Origin of the sequence: Streptomyces sp. NPDC020299 (assembly GCF_044387825.1) — a bacterium.
In the GTDB taxonomy this organism is placed as follows: domain Bacteria; phylum Actinomycetota; class Actinomycetes; order Streptomycetales; family Streptomycetaceae; genus Streptomyces.
On record NZ_JBIRWL010000010.1, the window covers coordinates 122,491 to 139,652 of the forward strand.

Sequence of the window (17,162 nt, forward strand, 5' to 3'; positions counted from 1 at the left end):
TCGGTACATGTTCCTGACCATCGGCACCACCGGCACCCCGGAGCGCCCCGCCACTGATCTCGGCTTCCTGCTGCACAAGCATCCCGGGAAAACGCAGGCGTTCTCCACCTCCTACGGCACGGCACACGTCCTCTACCCCGAGGCGGACGCCGAGCGCTGCACGGCGGCGCTGCTGCTGGAGGTGGACGCGGTGGCGCTGGTGCGGCGGGGGAAGGGCAAGGGCCGCGGCGGGGCCCCCGACGCGGCGCTCGCGCAGTACGTCAACGACCGGCCGTACGCCGCCTCCTCCCTGCTCGCGGTGGCCCTGAGCAGCGTTTTCTCCAGCGCCATGCGCGGGGTGTGCAACGCCCGGCCCGAGCGGGCCACCGAGCCGCTGCCGCTGCGCATCGAGGTGCCCGTGCTGCCCGCCCGCGGCGGCCCCGGCCTCGTGCGCGATCTCTTCGAGCCGCTCGGCTGGGCGGTGACCGCCGAGCCGGTCGCCCTGGACACCGAATTCCCCGAGTGGGGCGACTCGCGTTACGTGCGGCTCGTGCTGGAGTCCTCGCGGCTCACCCTGGCCGAGGCCCTGCGCCACCTCTACGTCCTGCTCCCGGTCCTCGACGACGCCAAGCACTACTGGGTCGCCTCCGACGAGGTCGACAAGCTGCTGCGCGCCGGCGAGGGCTGGCTGCCGGAGCACCCGGAGCAGAAGCTGATCACCAGCCGCTACCTGTCGCGGCGCTGGTCGCTGACCCGGCAGGCGATGGAGCGGCTGGAGCTGGTGCGGCTCGCGGAGGCGGACGACAGCGAGGTCGAGGACATCGACAACGCCGTCGGGGCCGAGACCGAGACCGAGGAGAAGCCGACCCCGCTCGCCGTGCAGCGACGGGACGCGATCATCGCCGCGCTGACGGAGTCCGGCGCCGCCCGCGTCCTCGACCTCGGCTGCGGCCAGGGCCAGCTGGTGCAGGCGCTGCTGAAGGACGTCCGGTTCACCGAGATCGTCGGCGTCGACGTGTCGATGCGCGCGCTGACCATCGCCTCCCGGCGTCTCAAGCTGGACCGCATGGGCGAGCGGCAGGCCTCGCGGGTCAAGCTCTTCCAGGGCTCGCTCGCCTACACCGACAAGCGGCTCAAGGGGTACGACGCCGCCGTGCTCAGCGAGGTCGTCGAGCACCTCGACCTGCCCCGGCTGCCCGCCCTGGAGTACGCGGTGTTCGGCGCGGCCCGCCCGCGCACGGTCCTCGTGACCACCCCGAACGTCGAGTACAACGTCCGCTGGGAGAGCCTGCCCGCCGGCCACGTCCGGCACGGCGACCACCGCTTCGAGTGGACTCGCGAGGAGTTCCGGGCGTGGGCGCAGGCGGTGGCCGAACGGCACGGCTACGGCGTGGAGTTCGTACCCGTCGGACCGGACGACCCCGAGGTCGGGCCGCCCACGCAGATGGCCGTGTTCCACTTGAGGACGGAGAAGAAGGAGGCGAAGGCAGCATGAGTGAGGCAACAGAGCACACGGGACGGGACAAGGAGCGGGTCCTCCCCGTCACCGACCTCTCCCTCGTCGTGCTCGTCGGCGCCTCCGGCTCCGGCAAGTCGACCTTCGCCCGCCGGCACTTCAAGCCGACCGAGGTGATCTCGTCCGACTTCTGCCGGGGCCTGGTCTCCGACGACGAGAACGACCAGGGCGCGACCAGGGACGCCTTCGACGTCCTGCACTACATCGCGGGCAAGCGCCTCGCCGCCGGCCGCCGCACGGTCGTCGACGCGACCAGCGTGCAGCAGGACGCCCGGCGCCAGCTGATCGACCTGGCCAAGCAGTACGACGTGCTGCCCATCGCCATCGTGCTGGACGTCCCGGAGGAGGTCTGCGCCGAGCGCAACGCGACCCGCACCGACCGGGCCGACATGCCGCGCCGGGTCATCCAGCGGCACATCCGCGAACTCCGCCGTTCGATACGGCACCTGGAGCGCGAGGGCTTCCGCAAGGTGCACGTCCTGCGCGGTGTGGCGGAGGTGGAGCAGGCCACCGTCGTCACCGAGAAGCGGTTCAACGACCTCACCCACCTCACGGGCCCCTTCGACATCATCGGTGACATCCACGGCTGCGCCTCGGAACTGGAGTCGCTGCTGGGCAAGCTGGGCTACACCGACGGCGTCCACCCGGAGGGCCGTACGGCCGTCTTCGTCGGTGACCTCGTCGACCGCGGCCCGGACAGCCCGGGCGTGCTGCGCCGCGTGATGTCCATGGTGAAGTCGGGCAACGCGCTGTGCGTGCCGGGCAACCACGAGAACAAGTACGGCCGTCACCTCAAGGGCCGCAAGGTCCAGCACACGCACGGACTCGCCGAGACCATCGAGCAGATGGAGGGGGAGAGCGAGGAGTTCACGCGCGAGGTACGCGAGTTCATCGACGGGCTGGTCAGCCACTACGTCCTCGACGGCGGCCGGCTGGTCGTCTGCCACGCGGGTCTGCCCGAGAAGTACCACGGCCGTACGTCCGGCCGGGTCCGCTCGCACGCCCTGTACGGGGAAACGACCGGCGAGACGGACGAGTTCGGGCTGCCGGTGCGCTACCCGTGGGCGGAGGACTACCGGGGCCGGGCGGCGGTCGTCTACGGCCACACGCCGGTCCCCGAGGCCGGCTGGCTCAACAACACCATCTGCCTGGACACCGGCGCCGTCTTCGGCGGCAAGCTCACCGCGCTGCGCTGGCCGGAGCGCCAGCTGGTCGACGTACCGGCCGAGCGGGTCTGGTACGAGCCGGCGAGGCCGCTGCGGACCGAGGCCCCCGGCGGGCACGACGGCCGGCCCCTCGACCTGAACGACGTGCACGGCCGCCGGGTGGTGGAGACCCGGCACTCGGGCCGGGTGGCCGTCCGCGAGGAGAACGCGGCAGCGGCCCTGGAGGTCATGAGCCGCTTCGCGGTCGACCCGCGCCTGCTGCCGTACCTGCCGCCGACCATGGCACCTACGGCGACCTCGCGGGTGGAAGGCTATTTGGAGCACCCGGAGGAGGCGTTCGCGCAGTATGCGCGGGACGGTGTCGAGCGGGTCGTGTGCGAGGAGAAGCACATGGGCTCGCGGGCCGTGGCGCTGGTGTGCCGGGACGCGGAGGCGGCGCGGAAGCGGTTCGGGGTGGAAGGGCCCACGGGCTCGCTGTACACCCGTACCGGCCGCCCGTTCTTCGACGACCAGGAGGTGACCGAGGAGATCCTCGGGCGCCTGCGGTCGGCCGCCGACGCGGCCGGTCTGTGGGAGGAGCTCGCCACCGACTGGTTGCTGCTCGACGCCGAGCTGATGCCGTGGTCGCTGAAGGCGTCCGGGCTGCTGCGGTCGCAGTACGCGGCCGTGGGCGCGGCCTCGGGCGCGGTGTTCCCCGGTGTGCTCGCCGCGCTGGAGGGTGCCGCCGCGCGGGGCGTCGAGGTGACCGACCTGCTGGCCCGCCAGCGCGAACGGGCCTCGAACGCGGCCGCGTTCACGGACGCGTACCGGCGCTACTGCTGGACCACCGAGGGCCTGGACGGCGTACGCCTGGCACCGTTCCAGATCCTGGCGGTCCAGGGCCGCAGCCTCGCCGCCCTGCCGCACGACGAGCAGCTCGCGCTGCTGGACCGGCTGGTGGAGCACGACGGCAGCGGCCTGCTGCAGACCACCCGGCGGCTCTACGTCGACACCGGTGACCCGGAGTCGGTGCGGGCGGGCGTCGACTGGTGGCTGGAGATGACCGGCCGCGGCGGCGAGGGCATGGTCGTCAAGCCGGTGGGTGCGCTGGTGTGCAGCAGCGAGGGGCGGCTCGTCCAGCCCGGCATCAAGTGCCGGGGCCGTGAGTACCTGCGGATCATCTACGGTCCGGAGTACACGCGCCCCGACAACCTCGCCCGGCTGCGCAACCGCTTCCTGAACCACAAGCGGTCGCTGGCGATCCGCGAGTACGCGCTGGGTCTGGAGGCCCTGGACCGGCTCGCGGACGGTGAGCCGCTGTGGCGGGTGCACGAGGCGGTGTTCGGCGTGCTCGCGCTGGAGTCGGAGCCGGTGGACCCCCGGCTGTGAGCGGCCGCGAGGAGCTGTGAGTGTCCCGGAACACCCTTGTGTCGCACAGGTATCCGTCCATATGGTGGACTCCCGTAAGGCGCAAGGGTGTTCGATGTGACGCGTCCCTGGGGAGTGGACATGGAGATCAAGAAGGTCGTCGTGCGCGAGGACCGGAGCACCAGCCGCCGGCCGGCGATCCTGGAGAAGCGACCGACCCGCTGACCGGAAGACGGTAGGAAACGGCGGAAACGGCATGCGTGTTCACCTGGTGACGATGCCGTGGCATCCGATCGACCTGCCGTCACTGCAACTGGGCCTGCTGCACCGGCTGGTGCGGCAGGCCCGGCCGCGTGACGAGGTGACGGAGTTCCACGGCTCGCTGCGCTGGGCGGAGTTCCTGCTGGAGCGCTCCGGCGGGCGGCTGCGTCCCGGCGACTACGTGGAGGTCGGCAGTGACTCGATCTTCCACGGCCTGGGCGACTTCGTCTTCTCGGGCGTCCTGTACGACGACCCCGGCTGGGGGACGGCACGGCTGCGGGACTACGCGGCCGCGCGGGGCGTCTTCATCGACACCGCCCTCGCCATGCGGCCGTACGCCGCGGAGTTCATCGACGGGTGCGCGGCCGAGGTACTGGCGGCGGAGCCCGATGTCGTCGGGTTCACCAGCACCTTCATGCAGAACGTCGCCTCGCTCGCCCTCGCGCGTGAGCTCAAGCGCCGCCGTCCCGGACTCGTCGTGGTCTTCGGCGGCAGCAACTGCGACGGCCCCATGGGGCACGCCCTGCACCGCAATCATCCGTTCGTCGACCAGGTCGTGCGCGGGGAGGGCGAGTACGCCTTCCCCGCCCTCTTACGTCACCTGGACGACGGCACCCGCCCCGTGGACGTCCCCGGCCTGTGCTGGTGGGACGGCCCCACGTCCCGCGCCAACCCGGAGGCCCGGCGGACGGTGGCCCCGGCCGACATCCCCTCTCCGGACTACGACCAGTGGCAGACCGCCCTGGAAGCCTCCCCGGTCGTGGAGTACGTCCACCCCAAGCTGGTCGTCGAGGGGGCGCGGGGCTGCTGGTGGGGCGAGAAGCACCACTGCACCTTCTGCGGGCTCAACGGCACCTCCATGGCCTTCCGCGCCAAACCGGGGGAGCGGCTGTGGGACGAGATCGACCACCTGGTCCGGCGCCACCGCCTCCTGGACATCGTCACGGTCGACAACATCATCGACATGGCGTACTTCCGGGACTTCCTGCCCCGTGTCGTCGACAGCGGCTGGGACCTGCGGCTGCACTACGAGGTCAAGTCCAACCTCACCCGTGACCAGCTCGGCCTCCTCGGCCGCTCCGGCACGGTGCACATCCAGCCCGGCATCGAGAGCCTGGGCAGCAGGGTCCTCGACCTCATGGACAAGGGCGTCACCGGCGCCCGCAACGTCCGCACCCTCAGGGAGTGCGAGAACCACTCGCTCACCTGCTCCTGGAACCTCCTCTACGGCTTCCCGGGCGAGACCGCCGAGGACTACGACCCGGTGATCGACCAGCTCCCGGCCCTCGTCCACCTCCAGCCGCCCAGCGGCGCCCACCGCATCCAGCTGGAGCGGTTCAGCCCGCACTTCACCGACCCGGAGCTGGGCTTCGGCAAGCGGCGCCCGGCGCAGATGTACAGCCACGTCTACGACCTGCCCGAGAGTGAACTCACCGATCTGGTCTACCTGTTCGACACCGAGGACGCGGGCATCGGCGGTCCGGTCGAGCGGCGCCTGAAGGAGGCGGTCGCCGCGTGGTGGGCCGGGCATCCGCACTCCCGCCTGGAGTACGAGAGCGACGGTGACGACCTCCTGGTCCACGACCGCCGGCACGGCCGCCCGCACACCACCCACCGCTTCACCGGCTGGGCCGCGACCGCCCTGCGCCACCTGGAGGAGGGCCGCACCGAACCCGCCCTGCACCGGCTGCTGACGGCGGACGGTCACGAGGTCCCCGCGGACGTGCTCACCGCCTGGCTCCGACAGGCCCTCGACCTGGGCCTGTTGTTCCGCGACGGCCGGACGTACGTCTCCCTGCCCACCTGGGACGCGCCGGTCCGCCTGCCCGACGGTGCGGGGGTGACCGGATGACCGGGCTGCCCACCACCGTCCCGCACCGCGTCACCGGCCGCCGGGTCGAGGTGACCGAGCCGCTGCGGCTGGGCGCGGGCGGCCGGGAGACCGCGGAGGCGGTGCGGTTCCTGCGTGACTGCCAGGGGCTGGGGCTCACCGTCACCTGGGAGGCGGCCGGTACGGAGATCCCGTACGACGTCCGGAATCTGCGCCACCTGCCGCCTCCAGCCGAACACCCGGATGAACGGCCCGAGTTGACCGACTGGCGGGCACGCCACCGGCTCGGGCTGCTCTACCACCGGCGGGGCCCGGACTTCGTCACCGTCCTGGACCGCAGGGAGCCCGGCGGCGCCGCCCGGCTCACCCTCGACCACCCCGAACTGGTCGCCGCCTTCCACACACTGCTGGAGCCCACCCCTCTCGACACCCTGCCCCCCGACCGGCGGACGGCCGCCGACCTCCTGGCCGCCGAGCGACTGGCCCTGATCACCGACGCCTGGGCGGTGACCCTGCCGCCGCGCATCCGGCGCTGGCCCGTCCCCTGCACCGCCATCTGAAGCGTTTGTCTGAAGCGTTTGTCGTCAAGGGGACGAGAACGAGAAACCGCAATGCGAGGGTGAAACGAGAAGGCGGTGGTCAGGATGGAGTCATGGGATTCCATGTCGACTCCGAGGCCGGGCGGCTGAGCCGCGTCATCCTGCACCGGCCGGATCTGGAGCTCAAAAGGCTCACCCCCAGCAACAAGGACGCCCTCCTCTTCGACGACGTGCTCTGGGTGCGCCGGGCGCGCGCCGAGCACGACGGGTTCGCCGACGTGCTGCGCGACCGGGGGGTCACCGTCCATCTCTTCGGCGATCTGCTGGCCGAGACCCTGGACCTCCCCGAGGCCAGGTCGCTCGTCCTGGACCGGGTCTTCGACGAGAAGGAGTACGGCCCCCTCGCCACCGACCACCTCCGCGCCGCGTTCGAGACCCTGCCCGCGCCGGAGCTGGCCGAGGCGCTGATCGGCGGTATGACCAAACGGGAGTTCCTCGAGGCGCACGCGGAGCCGACCTCCGTCCGCTTCCATGTGATGGACCTCGACGACTTCCTCCTGGAGCCCCTGCCCAACCACCTGTTCACCCGGGACACCTCCGCCTGGATCTACGACGGGGTCGCCATCAACGCCATGCGCCTGCCCGCCCGGCAGCGCGAGGCCGTGCACTTCGAGGCGATCTACCGGCACCACCCGCTGTTCCGGGACGAAAGGTTCCGGGTCTGGTCCCGGGGGCAGGCCGACTACCCGTCCACCATCGAGGGCGGCGACGTCCTGGTGATCGGCAACGGCGCGGTCCTCATCGGCATGAGCGAGCGCACCACCCCGCAGGCCGTGGAGATGCTCGCGCACAAGCTGTTCGCGGCCGGCTCGGCGAGCACGATCGTGGCCCTGGACATGCCCAAGCGGCGCGCCTTCATGCACCTCGACACCGTGATGACCATGGTGGACGGCGACACGTTCACCCAGTACGCCGGGCTCGGCATGCTCCGCTCGTACACGATCGAACCGGGCGCCGGGGACAAGGAACTCAAGGTCACCGACCATCCGGCCGAGCACATGCACCGCGCGATCGCCGCCGCGCTCGGGCTGAGCGAGATCCGGGTGCTCACCGCCACCCAGGACGTGCACGCGGCCGAGCGTGAGCAGTGGGACGACGGCTGCAACGTGCTGGCGGTCGAGCCCGGGGTCGTCGTCGCCTACGAGCGCAACTCCACCACCAACACCCATCTGCGCAAGCAGGGCATCGAGGTGATCGAGATCCCGGGCAGCGAGCTGGGGCGGGGGAGGGGCGGTCCGCGCTGCATGAGCTGCCCCGTCGAACGGGCGCCTGTATAGACGGGGTGCCTGCGCGGACATGGATGGCTGTATAGAAATGTGGAATATCGTATAGACTTCCAGGGTTCCTGTTCCCGTCCCCCCGGAGCGCCCCCATGGCGACAGTCCCGACCGCCCTCGCCGGCCGCCACTTCCTCAAGGAGCTGGACTTCACCGAGGAGGAGTTCCGCGGTCTGGTCGAGCTGGCCGCCGAGCTGAAGGCCGCCAAGAAGGCGGGGAGCGAGCCGCGGTACCTGCGGGGCCGGAACATCGCGCTGATCTTCGAGAAGACCTCGACGCGCACCCGCTGCGCCTTCGAGGTCGCCGCCGCCGACCAGGGCGCCGCCACGACGTACCTCGACCCGTCCGGCTCGCAGATCGGGCACAAGGAGTCCGTGAAGGACACCGCCCGCGTCCTCGGCCGCATGTTCGACGCCATCGAGTACCGGGGTGACAGCCAGGCCAATGTCGAGGAGCTGGCCGCGTACGCCGGTGTCCCCGTCTACAACGGGCTCACCGACGACTGGCACCCCACCCAGATGCTCGCCGACGTGCTCACCATGACCGAGCACTGCGCCAGGCCGCTCGGCCGGATCGCCTTCGCCTACCTCGGTGACGCCCGCTTCAACATGGGCAACTCCTACCTGGTCACCGGCGCCCTGCTCGGCATGGACGTGCGGATCGTGGCGCCCAGGGAGTACTGGCCCGCCGAGGACGTCGTCGCCCACGCCCGCAAGCTCGCCGAGGGCAGCGGGGCCCGCATCACCCTCACCGAGCAGGTCGACGAGGGAGTCGCCGGCGCCGATTTCGTGGCCACCGACGTCTGGGTCTCCATGGGCGAGCCCAAGGAGGTCTGGGCCGAGCGGATCGCCGCGCTGTCGCCGTACGCGGTGACCATGGACGTACTGCGCGCCACCGGCAACCCGGACGTGAAGTTCCTGCACTGCCTGCCGGCCTTCCACGACCTCGGCACCAAGGTGGGGCGGGAGATCCACGAGACCTACGGCCTGACCTCCCTGGAGGTGACGGACGAGGTCTTCGAGTCGCCGCACTCGGTCGTCTTCGACGAGGCCGAGAACCGGCTCCACACCATCAAGGCGGTCCTCGTCGCCACCCTGGCCTGATCCACCGCGTCAGGCCAGGTTCGGGGTCACGCGGGACGCCGCTGAGCGGGCACCACAGGCAGTCTGAACCACACCGCCTTGCCCGCCTCGGTGGGCCGGTGCCCGCAGGCCGAGCTGAGGGCGCGGATCAGCAGCAGACCGCGCCCGCCCTCCTGCCACGGGTCGGGGGGCTCGATGACGGCACGGGTGAGATGGCCGGGCGGCGCCGGGTCCGGGTCGTGCACCTCGACGCGGCAGCCGGAAGCGGCGAGCTCCACCACCAGCTCGATCGGGCCGGTGCCCGCGGTGTGCTCCACCGCGTTGGCCACCAGCTCCGCCGTGAGCAGCTCCGCGGTGTCGCAGTCGGCCGCGTGCTGCTGCTCGGCCAGCGCCGTACGGACCAGCGCGCGGGCCACGGGCACCGCGGCGGCGGTGTGCGGCAGCGCGACGCGCCAGGAGGCGGGGGCTGAGGGGCGTTCGTACAAGGCGGATCCGTTCATGGAGCAGGCTGTCCTGCTTTCAACCGTATGCATGGTACGGGGCCCGACTACAGAGTCCCTCGACGGGCACCGCCAGGAGCCTTCGGCCCCGGTACCCGGCGGCTTACCCAGGCCAACGCCCCGCCTCTCACGCGGGGCCCCGCTGTTACCGGAGTGTCGACTTCCTGTGACCGATGTGACCGGGTGGCCGATGTGACCGGGCTCATGCCAACCCCTGTCTGTGTCGTGCCCACCGACTCTGTCGCGCACTCATGACGACAGTCACAAATAGGTGATAGCTTCGTGGGGTAGAGCCAGCATGAGTCACGTGGCACCGCTGCCCAGGGAGGCCGCACGTCATGAGTCCCTTCACCGGCTCCGCCGCCCGCACCGCCCACTGGGAGCACCTGCGCGTCGCGCTCGCGGACGGGGTAGCCACCGTCACCCTGGCCCGTCCCGACAAGCTCAACGCCCTCACCTTCGGCGCCTACGCCGACCTGCGCGATCTGCTCGCCGAGCTGTCCCGCGAACGGTCGGTCCGGGCCCTGGTGCTGGCCGGCGAGGGCCGCGGGTTCTGCTCCGGCGGCGACGTCGACGAGATCATCGGTGCCACCCTCGCCATGGACACCGCCCAGCTGCTCGACTTCAACCGGATGACCGGGCAGGTCGTGCGGGCCGTACGGGAGTGCCCCTTCCCGGTGGTCGCGGCCGTGCACGGGGTCGCGGCGGGGGCGGGAGCGGTCCTGGCCCTCGCGGCGGACTTCCGGGTGGCCGACCCGAGCGCCCGGTTCGCGTTCCTCTTCACCCGGGTCGGCCTGTCCGGCGGCGACATGGGTGCGGCCTATCTGCTGCCCCGGGTGATCGGCCTCGGACACGCCACCCGCCTGCTGATGCTGGGCGAGCCCGTGCGGGCCCCCGAGGCCGAGCGGATCGGCCTGATCAGCCAGCTGACCGACGAGGGCCGCGCCGACGAGGCCGCACAGGCCCTCGCCCGCCGCCTCGCCGACGGCCCGGCGCTGGCACACGCCCAGACGAAGGCCCTGCTCACGGCCGAACTGGACATGCCCCTCGCGGCAGCGGTCGAGCTGGACGCCGCCACGCAGGCGCTGCTGATGAACGGCGAGGACTACGCGGAGTTCCACGCGGCGTTCACCGAGAAACGCCCCCCGAAATGGCGTGGGAGGTGACATGAAGGTCGCCGTGATCGGTGGTGGCCCCGGCGGCCTGTACGCCGCCGCGTTGCTCAAACGCCTCGACCCCACCCGCGACATCACCCTCTGGGAACGCAACGCCCCCGACGACACCTTCGGCTTCGGCGTGGTCCTCTCCGACGAGACCCTCGGCGGCATAGAACACGCCGACCCGGTGGTCTACGAGGCCCTCCAGAGGGACTTCGTCCGCTGGGACGACATCGACATCGTCCACCGCGACACCCGCCAGACCTCCTCAGGACACGGCTTCGCCGCCCTCGGCAGGAAGCGCCTCCTGGAGATCCTGCACCAGCGGTGCCGTGACCTCGGCGTGGAGCTGCGCTTTCGCAGCGAGGCTCCCTACCCGGCCTGGCTCTCCGAGGCGTACGACCTCGTCATCGCCGCCGACGGTGTGCACAGCAGCACCCGCGAGGCCTACGCCCATGTGTTCCGGCCCCATGTGGCCACACACCGCTGCCGTTACATCTGGCTCGCCGCCGACTTCGCGTTCGACGCCTTCCGCTTCGAGATCGCCGAGACCGAGCACGGCGTGATGCAGCTGCACGGCTACCCCTATGCGGCCGACGCCTCCACCGTGATCGTCGAGATGCGCGAGGAGGTGTGGCGGGCCGCCGGTTTCGAGGAGATGGACGAGCAGCAGTCCGTCGAGCGCTGCGCCAAGCTCTTCGCCGACGCGCTCGGCGGCCGCCCGCTGCGCTCCAACAACTCCGCCTGGACCACCTTCCGCACGGTCGTCAACGACCGCTGGTCCTGCGGCAACGTCGTCCTCCTCGGCGACGCCGCCCACACCGCCCACTTCTCCATCGGCTCCGGCACCAAGCTCGCCGTCGAGGACGCCCTCGCGCTCGCCGCCTGCCTGACGGAACAGCCCACCCTGGCCGAGGCGCTGACCGCGTACGAGGCGGAGCGCAGGCCCGTCGTCGCCTCGACCCAGCGCGCCGCCCGCGCCAGCCTCGAATGGTTCGAGAACCTCCGGCTGTACCTCGGCCAGCCGCCCCGCCAGTTCGCCTTCAACCTGCTCACCCGCAGCCGCCGGGTCACCCACGACAACCTCCGGCTGCGCGACGCCCGCTTCACCGGGGCCGTGGAGGACGAGTTCGGCTGCCCGCCCGGCACGCCCCCGATGTTCACCCCGTTCCGGCTGCGCGGCCTGACCCTGCGCAACCGGGTGGTCGTCTCACCCATGGACATGTACTCGGCGAAGGACGGCGTCCCCGGTGACTTCCACCTCGTCCACCTCGGCTCCCGGGCCCTCGGCGGAGCCGGGCTGGTGATGACCGAGATGGTGTGCGTCAGCGAGGAGGGCAGGATCACCCCCGGCTGCACCGGCCTGTACACCGGCAGACAGGCCGAGGCCTGGCGGCGGATCACCGACTTCGTGCACGCGCAGGCCCCGGGCACCGCGATCGGCGTGCAGCTCGGCCACTCCGGCCGCAAGGGCTCGACCCGGCTGATGTGGGAGGGGATCGACGAACCGCTGCCCGACGGCAACTGGCCGGTCGCGGCCGCCTCCCCACTGCCGTACAAAGCGGGCAGCCAGACTCCGCGCCAGCTCTCCCGCGCGCAACTGACCGATATCCGCGAACAGTTCGCGGCCGCCGCCGGGCGGGCCGCCCGCGCCGGCTTCGACCTGCTCGAACTGCACTGCGCGCACGGCTATCTGCTCTCCGGCTTCCTCTCCCCGCTGACCAACCGGCGCACGGACGCCTACGGCGGCTCGCCGGCCAGGCGGCTCCGCTTCCCGCTGGAGGTCTTCGACGCGGTACGCGCGGTGTGGCCGGGGGAGAAGCCCATGACCGTGCGGATCTCCGCCACCGACTGGGCCGAGGGCGGCAACACCGCCGAGGACGCCGTCGAGATCGCCCGCGCCTTCGCCGCGCACGGCGCCGACGCGATCGACGTCTCGACCGGGCAGGTGGTCGCCGAGGAACTGCCGGAGTACGGGCGCTCGTACCAGACACCGTTCGCGGACCGCATCCGGAACTCGGCGGGCGTCCCGGTGATCGCGGTCGGCGCGATCTCCTCCTGGGACGACGTCAACTCCCTGATCCTGGCGGGCCGTACGGACCTGTGCGCGCTGGCCCGCCCGCACCTGTACGACCCGCACTGGACGCTGCACGCGGCGGCCGAGCAGGGCTACGAGGGCCCGGGCGTGGTCTGGCCCGCCCCCTACCAGGCGGGCAGCCGGCGCCCGCAGACCGGCCGCACGGACGCCCCCAAGCCCCGCCTCACCCTGGGAAGCTGACCTCCGCCATGCCCGCGGTGAGTGTGCCGCGAGGGTCACACTCCGGCGAAGACCGCTCCCGCGTCCCTCAGCCGCTCGTGCAGACCCTGGAACACCGCCGCGGAGCGCGCCCCCGGCCAGTCGGCGGGCAGCAGCCGGGCGGGCAGGCCGGGGTCGGTGTAGGGCAGGTGGCGCCAGGAGTCGAGGGCGAGGAGGTAGTCGCGGTAGGCATCCTCCGGCGGGGTGTCCGAGCGCCGCTCCCAGGCGTGCAGCACGGGCGCGTGCACATCGAGGAACACCTCGTGCGCCTTGGCGATCGCCGCCAGGTCCCACCAGCGGGCGACCGCCTCGACGGTGGGCGCGAAGCCCAGGTGGTCGCCGCGGAAGAAGTCGACGTACGGATCGAGCCCGAGGCGCTGGAGGGTGTGCCGGGTCTCCTCGTGCAGCCGGGCCGGTGCGATCCACACCCCGGGGGCCGCCGTGCCGAAGCCCAGGCCGGCCAGCCGGGAGCGCAGCACGTGCCGCTTCTGCCGCTCCGACTCCGGCACCGAGAACACCGCGAGCACCCAGCCCTCGTCCCGCGGGGCCGCGGTGGCGTAGATGCGCCGGTCGCCGTCGTCCAGCAGCTGCACGGCCTCGGGTGAGAGCGCGTACCCGGCCGCGCCCCCGGCGGTGCGGGCCGGCAGCAGCAGTCCGCGCCGTTTCAGACGCGACACAGACGAGCGCACGGAGGGCGCGTCGACGCCGACCGCGGCCAGCAGTCTGATCAGCTCGGCGACGGGCACCGGGCCGGGCATGAAGCGGCCGTACGCGCCGTAGAGGGTGACGATGAGGGACCGGGGGGCGTGCTGCTCGGACACGTTGATCATTTTAGGTCTTCGGTATCACTGCTGGTCACCTTTGGTGCGCAGCCGGAAACGCTGGAGCTTGCCGGTGGCGGTGCGCGGCAGCGCGTCCAGGAAGACGAACTCGCGCGGGCACTTGTACGGCGCCAGTTCGGATCTGACGAAGGCACCCAGCGCCTCCGCGTCCCGCGCCGCGCCCTCCCGCACCACGGCGTACGCCACCACGAGCTGGCCGCGCGCCTCGTCCGGCCGCCCGACGACCGCCGCCTCCACCACGTCCGGGTGACGCAGCAGCGCGTCCTCCACCTCCGGGCCGGCGATGTTGTATCCGGCGGAGATGATCATGTCGTCGGCGCGGGCCACATAGCGGAAGTATCCATCGCCGTCCCGGACATACGTGTCACCGGTGAGGTTCCAGCCGTCGCGCACGTACTCCCGTTGCCGCGGGTCGGCGAGATAGCGGCAGCCGATCGGTCCGCGTACCGCCAGCAGACCGGGCTCGCCGTCCGGCACGGGGTCGCCGTGCCCGTCCTGCACCCGCGCCTGCCAGCCCGGTACCGGCAGGCCGGTCGTCCCGGGCCGGATGTGCTCGTCGGCGGCCGACACGAAGATGTGCAGCAGCTCGGTGGCGCCGATGCCGTTGATGACGCGCAGGCCGGTGCGCTCGTGCCAGGCCCGCCAGGTGGCCGCGGGCAGGTTCTCGCCGGCGGAGACACAGCGCCGCAGGGACGACAGGTCGTGGCCGGCCGGCTCATCGAGTTCGTGGAGCATCGCCCGGTACGCGGTCGGCGCGGTGAACAGCACCGACACGCGGTGCCCGGCGATCGCGGGCAGCAGCTGCCGGGGGCCGGCCTGTTCGAGGAGCAGGGCGCTGGCCCCGGCCCGCATCGGGAAGACGACCAGCCCGCCGAGGCCGAAGGTGAAGCCCAGCGGGGGACTGCCGGTGAAGACGTCGTCCGCCCGGGGTGCGAGCACATGTCTGGAGAAGGTGTCGGCGATCGCGAGCACGTCCCGGTGGAAGTGCATGCATCCCTTGGGGCGACCGGTGGTGCCGGAGGTGAACGCGATCAGCGCCACGTCGTCGCAGGCGGTGTCCACGGCCCGGTACGGCGTCCCGGGCGTCGCACGGTTCAGGAGGTCGTCCGGCGCGTCCCCGCCGTACGTCGTGATCCGCAGGCCCGGTATCTCGGCCTTCGCCAGGTCGTCCACGGCCCGGATGTCGCACAGGGCGTGCCCCACCTCGGCGATCTCGCACATCGTCGCCAGCTCGTGCGGCCGCTGCTGGGCCAGCACGGTGACCGCGACCGCGCCCGCCTTCAGCACCGCCAGCCAGCAGGCGGCGAGCCACGGCGTGGTCGGGCCGCGCAGCAGGACGCGGTTGCCCGGGACCACCCCGAGGTCGCGGGTGAGGACGTGGGCCACGTGGTCGACGCGGGCGCGGAGGTCGCCGTACGTCCAGGACGGGCCCGCGAGGGTGTGGAACACCGGGCGGCCGGGGTCGGCGTGGTCCAGCAGCTCGGCCGCGCAGTTCAGCCGATCGGGGTAACGCAGCTCCGGCAGGTCGAAGCGCAGCTCGGGCCATTCGCCGGGCGGCGGGAGGTGGTCGCGCGCGAAGGTGTCGACGTGGGCCGAGACATGCATGGCGGTTCGCCCCCTTGCCGGACAGGCCTTGACGGTGGGCTCGCGCAAGCGAGCGTATCGCGTTGGTGACGACAGTCAACCTGACGCGATACCGTCGGGGGGAGAGGCGAGGAGAGACACGAAGAGGGACCCGAAGAGGGGCCCGAGGAGAGGCACGGGAGAGGAGACCGGCGAATGCCCGCATTCTCGCTCGAACCGGAGCAGACGGCCTGGTGTGCCGAACTGCGCACACTGGCCGCCGAACGGTTGCGCCCGCTCGCGGAGAAGGGCGAGCCGGGCCGCGTCAACCGCCCGCTCGTCGCCGAACTCGGCCGCCTCGGCCTGCTGGCCCGCCTCTTCACCTCCGGTGCGCTCGACCTGTGCCTGATGCGCGAGTCGCTCGCCCAGGTCTGCACCGAGGCCGAGACCGCCCTCGCCCTCCAGGGCCTGGGCGCCCACCCCGTCCACGCGCACGGCACCCCGGCCCAGCGGGAGCACTGGCTGCCCCGGGTGGCCGAGGGCAGCGCGGTGGCGGCGTTCGCCCTGAGCGAGCCGGGCGCCGGCTCGGACGCGGCGGCACTGTCCCTCACGGCGGAACCCGACGGCCCCGGGCGCCGGCGGCTCACCGGCGAGAAGTGCTGGATCTCCAACGCACCCGAGGCCGACCTCTACACCGTGTTCGCGCGCACCACCCCCGAAGCGGGCGCCCGCGGCGTGACCGCCTTCCTGGTGCCCGCCGACCGCCCCGGACTGACCGGCGCCGCGCTGGAGATGCTCTCCCCGCACCCCATCGGCAGCCTGGACTTCGACGCCGTGCCCGTCACCGCGGACGACGTCCTCGGCGAGCCGGACCGCGGCTTCCGGGTGGCCATGGGCACCCTCAACCTCTTCCGGCCCAGCGTGGGCGCCTTCGCGGTCGGCATGGCACAGGCGGCCCTGGACGCCACCCTCGCCCACACCGCCCGCCGCGAGGCCTTCGGCGGCAGGCTGAGCGACCTCCAGGCCGTCGCCCACCGGGTGGCGGAGATGGCGCTGCGCACGGACGCGGCACGCCTGATGGTGTACGCGGCGGCGACGGCGTACGACGCCGGCGCCCCGGACGTCCCCAAGCGCTCGGCGATGGCGAAGCTGCTCGCCACCGAGACCGCGCAGTACGTCGTCGACGCGGCCGTCCAGCTGCACGGCGCCCGCGCCCTGCGCCGCGGCCACCTCCTCGAACACCTCTACCGCGAGGTGCGCGCCCCACGCGTCTACGAGGGCGCCAGCGAGGTGCAGCGCGGGATCATCGCCAAGGAGCTGTACGCCCACGTGGAGGACCGATGACCGTCGAGCGTGTCAACCCGCCCGAGCTGTCCCCGCCCACCGGCTTCTCCCACGCGGTCGTCGCCACCGGCGGCCGGATCGTCTTCCTCGCGGGCCAGACCGCGCTCGACCCCGACGGCAAGGTCGTCGGAGACACCCTCCTCGAACAGTTCGAGCAGGCCCTCGGCAACCTGCTCACCGCCCTGCGCACGGCCGGCGGCACCCCCGACCGCCTCGCCCGCGTCACCGTCTACACCACCGACGTCGCCGGGTACCGCCGTCACGCGCCCGAACTGGGACGCGTCTGGCGGAGGCTGGCCGGCCGCGACTATCCCGCGATGGCCGTCGTGGAGGTCGTACGGCTGTGGGACGAGCGGGCGACGGTGGAACTCGACGGGTTCGCCGTGCTGCCGTGACGCCGTG

13 protein-coding genes are annotated in these 17,162 nt (G+C 72.2%); 10 read left to right on the forward strand and 3 right to left on the reverse strand.

Annotated features, from left to right (window positions below):
* The first annotated feature begins 7 nt into the window (after positions 1-7).
* The 6 genes from ACH45E_RS25245 to argF all read left to right on the forward strand — a co-directional run bounded on the left by ACH45E_RS25245 (position 8) and on the right by argF (position 9,079).
* Complete coding sequence (locus tag ACH45E_RS25245; RefSeq protein WP_361439684.1) at positions 8-1,474, forward strand: 3' terminal RNA ribose 2'-O-methyltransferase Hen1; 1,467 nt, start codon at positions 8-10, stop codon at positions 1,472-1,474.
* Positions 1,471-4,029, forward strand: a complete 2,559-nt coding sequence (locus ACH45E_RS25250) for a polynucleotide kinase-phosphatase (RefSeq protein WP_361439687.1) — start codon at positions 1,471-1,473, stop codon at positions 4,027-4,029. Before ACH45E_RS25245 ends, ACH45E_RS25250 begins: the two co-directional genes overlap by 4 nt.
* Positions 4,030-4,264: 235 nt before the next feature.
* Positions 4,265-6,121, forward strand: a complete 1,857-nt coding sequence (locus ACH45E_RS25255; protein WP_361439690.1) for a RiPP maturation radical SAM C-methyltransferase — start codon at positions 4,265-4,267, stop codon at positions 6,119-6,121.
* Positions 6,118-6,660 (forward strand): DUF5825 family protein, encoded by a 543-nt coding sequence (locus tag ACH45E_RS25260; protein ID WP_361439692.1) that lies wholly within the window; start codon positions 6,118-6,120, stop codon positions 6,658-6,660. The genes ACH45E_RS25255 and ACH45E_RS25260 overlap by 4 nt, the downstream gene beginning before the upstream one ends.
* A gap of 92 nt (positions 6,661-6,752) precedes the next feature.
* Positions 6,753-7,976, forward strand: coding sequence for an arginine deiminase (locus tag ACH45E_RS25265; RefSeq protein WP_361439695.1), 1,224 nt, complete (start codon positions 6,753-6,755; stop codon positions 7,974-7,976).
* Between the two features lie 95 nt (positions 7,977-8,071).
* Positions 8,072-9,079, forward strand: coding sequence for an ornithine carbamoyltransferase (gene argF / locus ACH45E_RS25270; protein WP_361439698.1), 1,008 nt, complete (start codon positions 8,072-8,074; stop codon positions 9,077-9,079).
* A gap of 26 nt (positions 9,080-9,105) precedes the next feature.
* Here the strand turns inward: argF and ACH45E_RS25275 are convergent, their stop codons facing one another.
* Entirely contained in the window at positions 9,106-9,558 is a 453-nt protein-coding gene (locus ACH45E_RS25275) for an ATP-binding protein (RefSeq protein ID WP_361439701.1), read from the reverse strand.
* A 338-nt stretch (positions 9,559-9,896) separates the two neighbouring features.
* Between ACH45E_RS25275 and ACH45E_RS25280 the strand changes: the two genes are divergently transcribed.
* Together ACH45E_RS25280 and ACH45E_RS25285 are read left to right on the forward strand one after the other, a co-directional pair.
* On the forward strand, positions 9,897-10,724 hold the full coding sequence (locus ACH45E_RS25280) for an enoyl-CoA hydratase family protein (RefSeq protein WP_361439704.1): 828 nt from the start codon (positions 9,897-9,899) through the stop codon (positions 10,722-10,724).
* Between the two features lies 1 nt (position 10,725).
* The gene (locus ACH45E_RS25285) at positions 10,726-12,993 is read left to right on the forward strand and encodes a bifunctional salicylyl-CoA 5-hydroxylase/oxidoreductase (protein WP_361439707.1); all 2,268 of its coding nucleotides are present in this window, start codon (positions 10,726-10,728) and stop codon (positions 12,991-12,993) included.
* Between the two features lie 35 nt (positions 12,994-13,028).
* Here the strand turns inward: ACH45E_RS25285 and ACH45E_RS25290 are convergent, their stop codons facing one another.
* Complete coding sequence (locus ACH45E_RS25290) at positions 13,029-13,841, reverse strand: PaaX family transcriptional regulator C-terminal domain-containing protein (RefSeq protein WP_361439710.1); 813 nt, start codon at positions 13,839-13,841, stop codon at positions 13,029-13,031.
* A 15-nt stretch (positions 13,842-13,856) separates the two neighbouring features.
* Positions 13,857-15,533 (reverse strand): AMP-binding protein, encoded by a 1,677-nt coding sequence (locus ACH45E_RS25295; protein ID WP_361440248.1) that lies wholly within the window; start codon positions 15,531-15,533, stop codon positions 13,857-13,859.
* Positions 15,534-15,632: 99 nt separating this feature from the next.
* On the opposite strand from ACH45E_RS25295, the gene ACH45E_RS25300 reads away from it, so the two are divergent.
* Complete coding sequence (locus tag ACH45E_RS25300) at positions 15,633-16,760, forward strand: acyl-CoA dehydrogenase family protein (protein ID WP_361439713.1); 1,128 nt, start codon at positions 15,633-15,635, stop codon at positions 16,758-16,760.
* Positions 16,757-17,155, forward strand: a complete 399-nt coding sequence (locus tag ACH45E_RS25305) for a RidA family protein (RefSeq protein ID WP_361439716.1) — start codon at positions 16,757-16,759, stop codon at positions 17,153-17,155. Before ACH45E_RS25300 ends, ACH45E_RS25305 begins: the two co-directional genes overlap by 4 nt.
* The last annotated feature ends 7 nt before the right edge of the window (positions 17,156-17,162 follow it).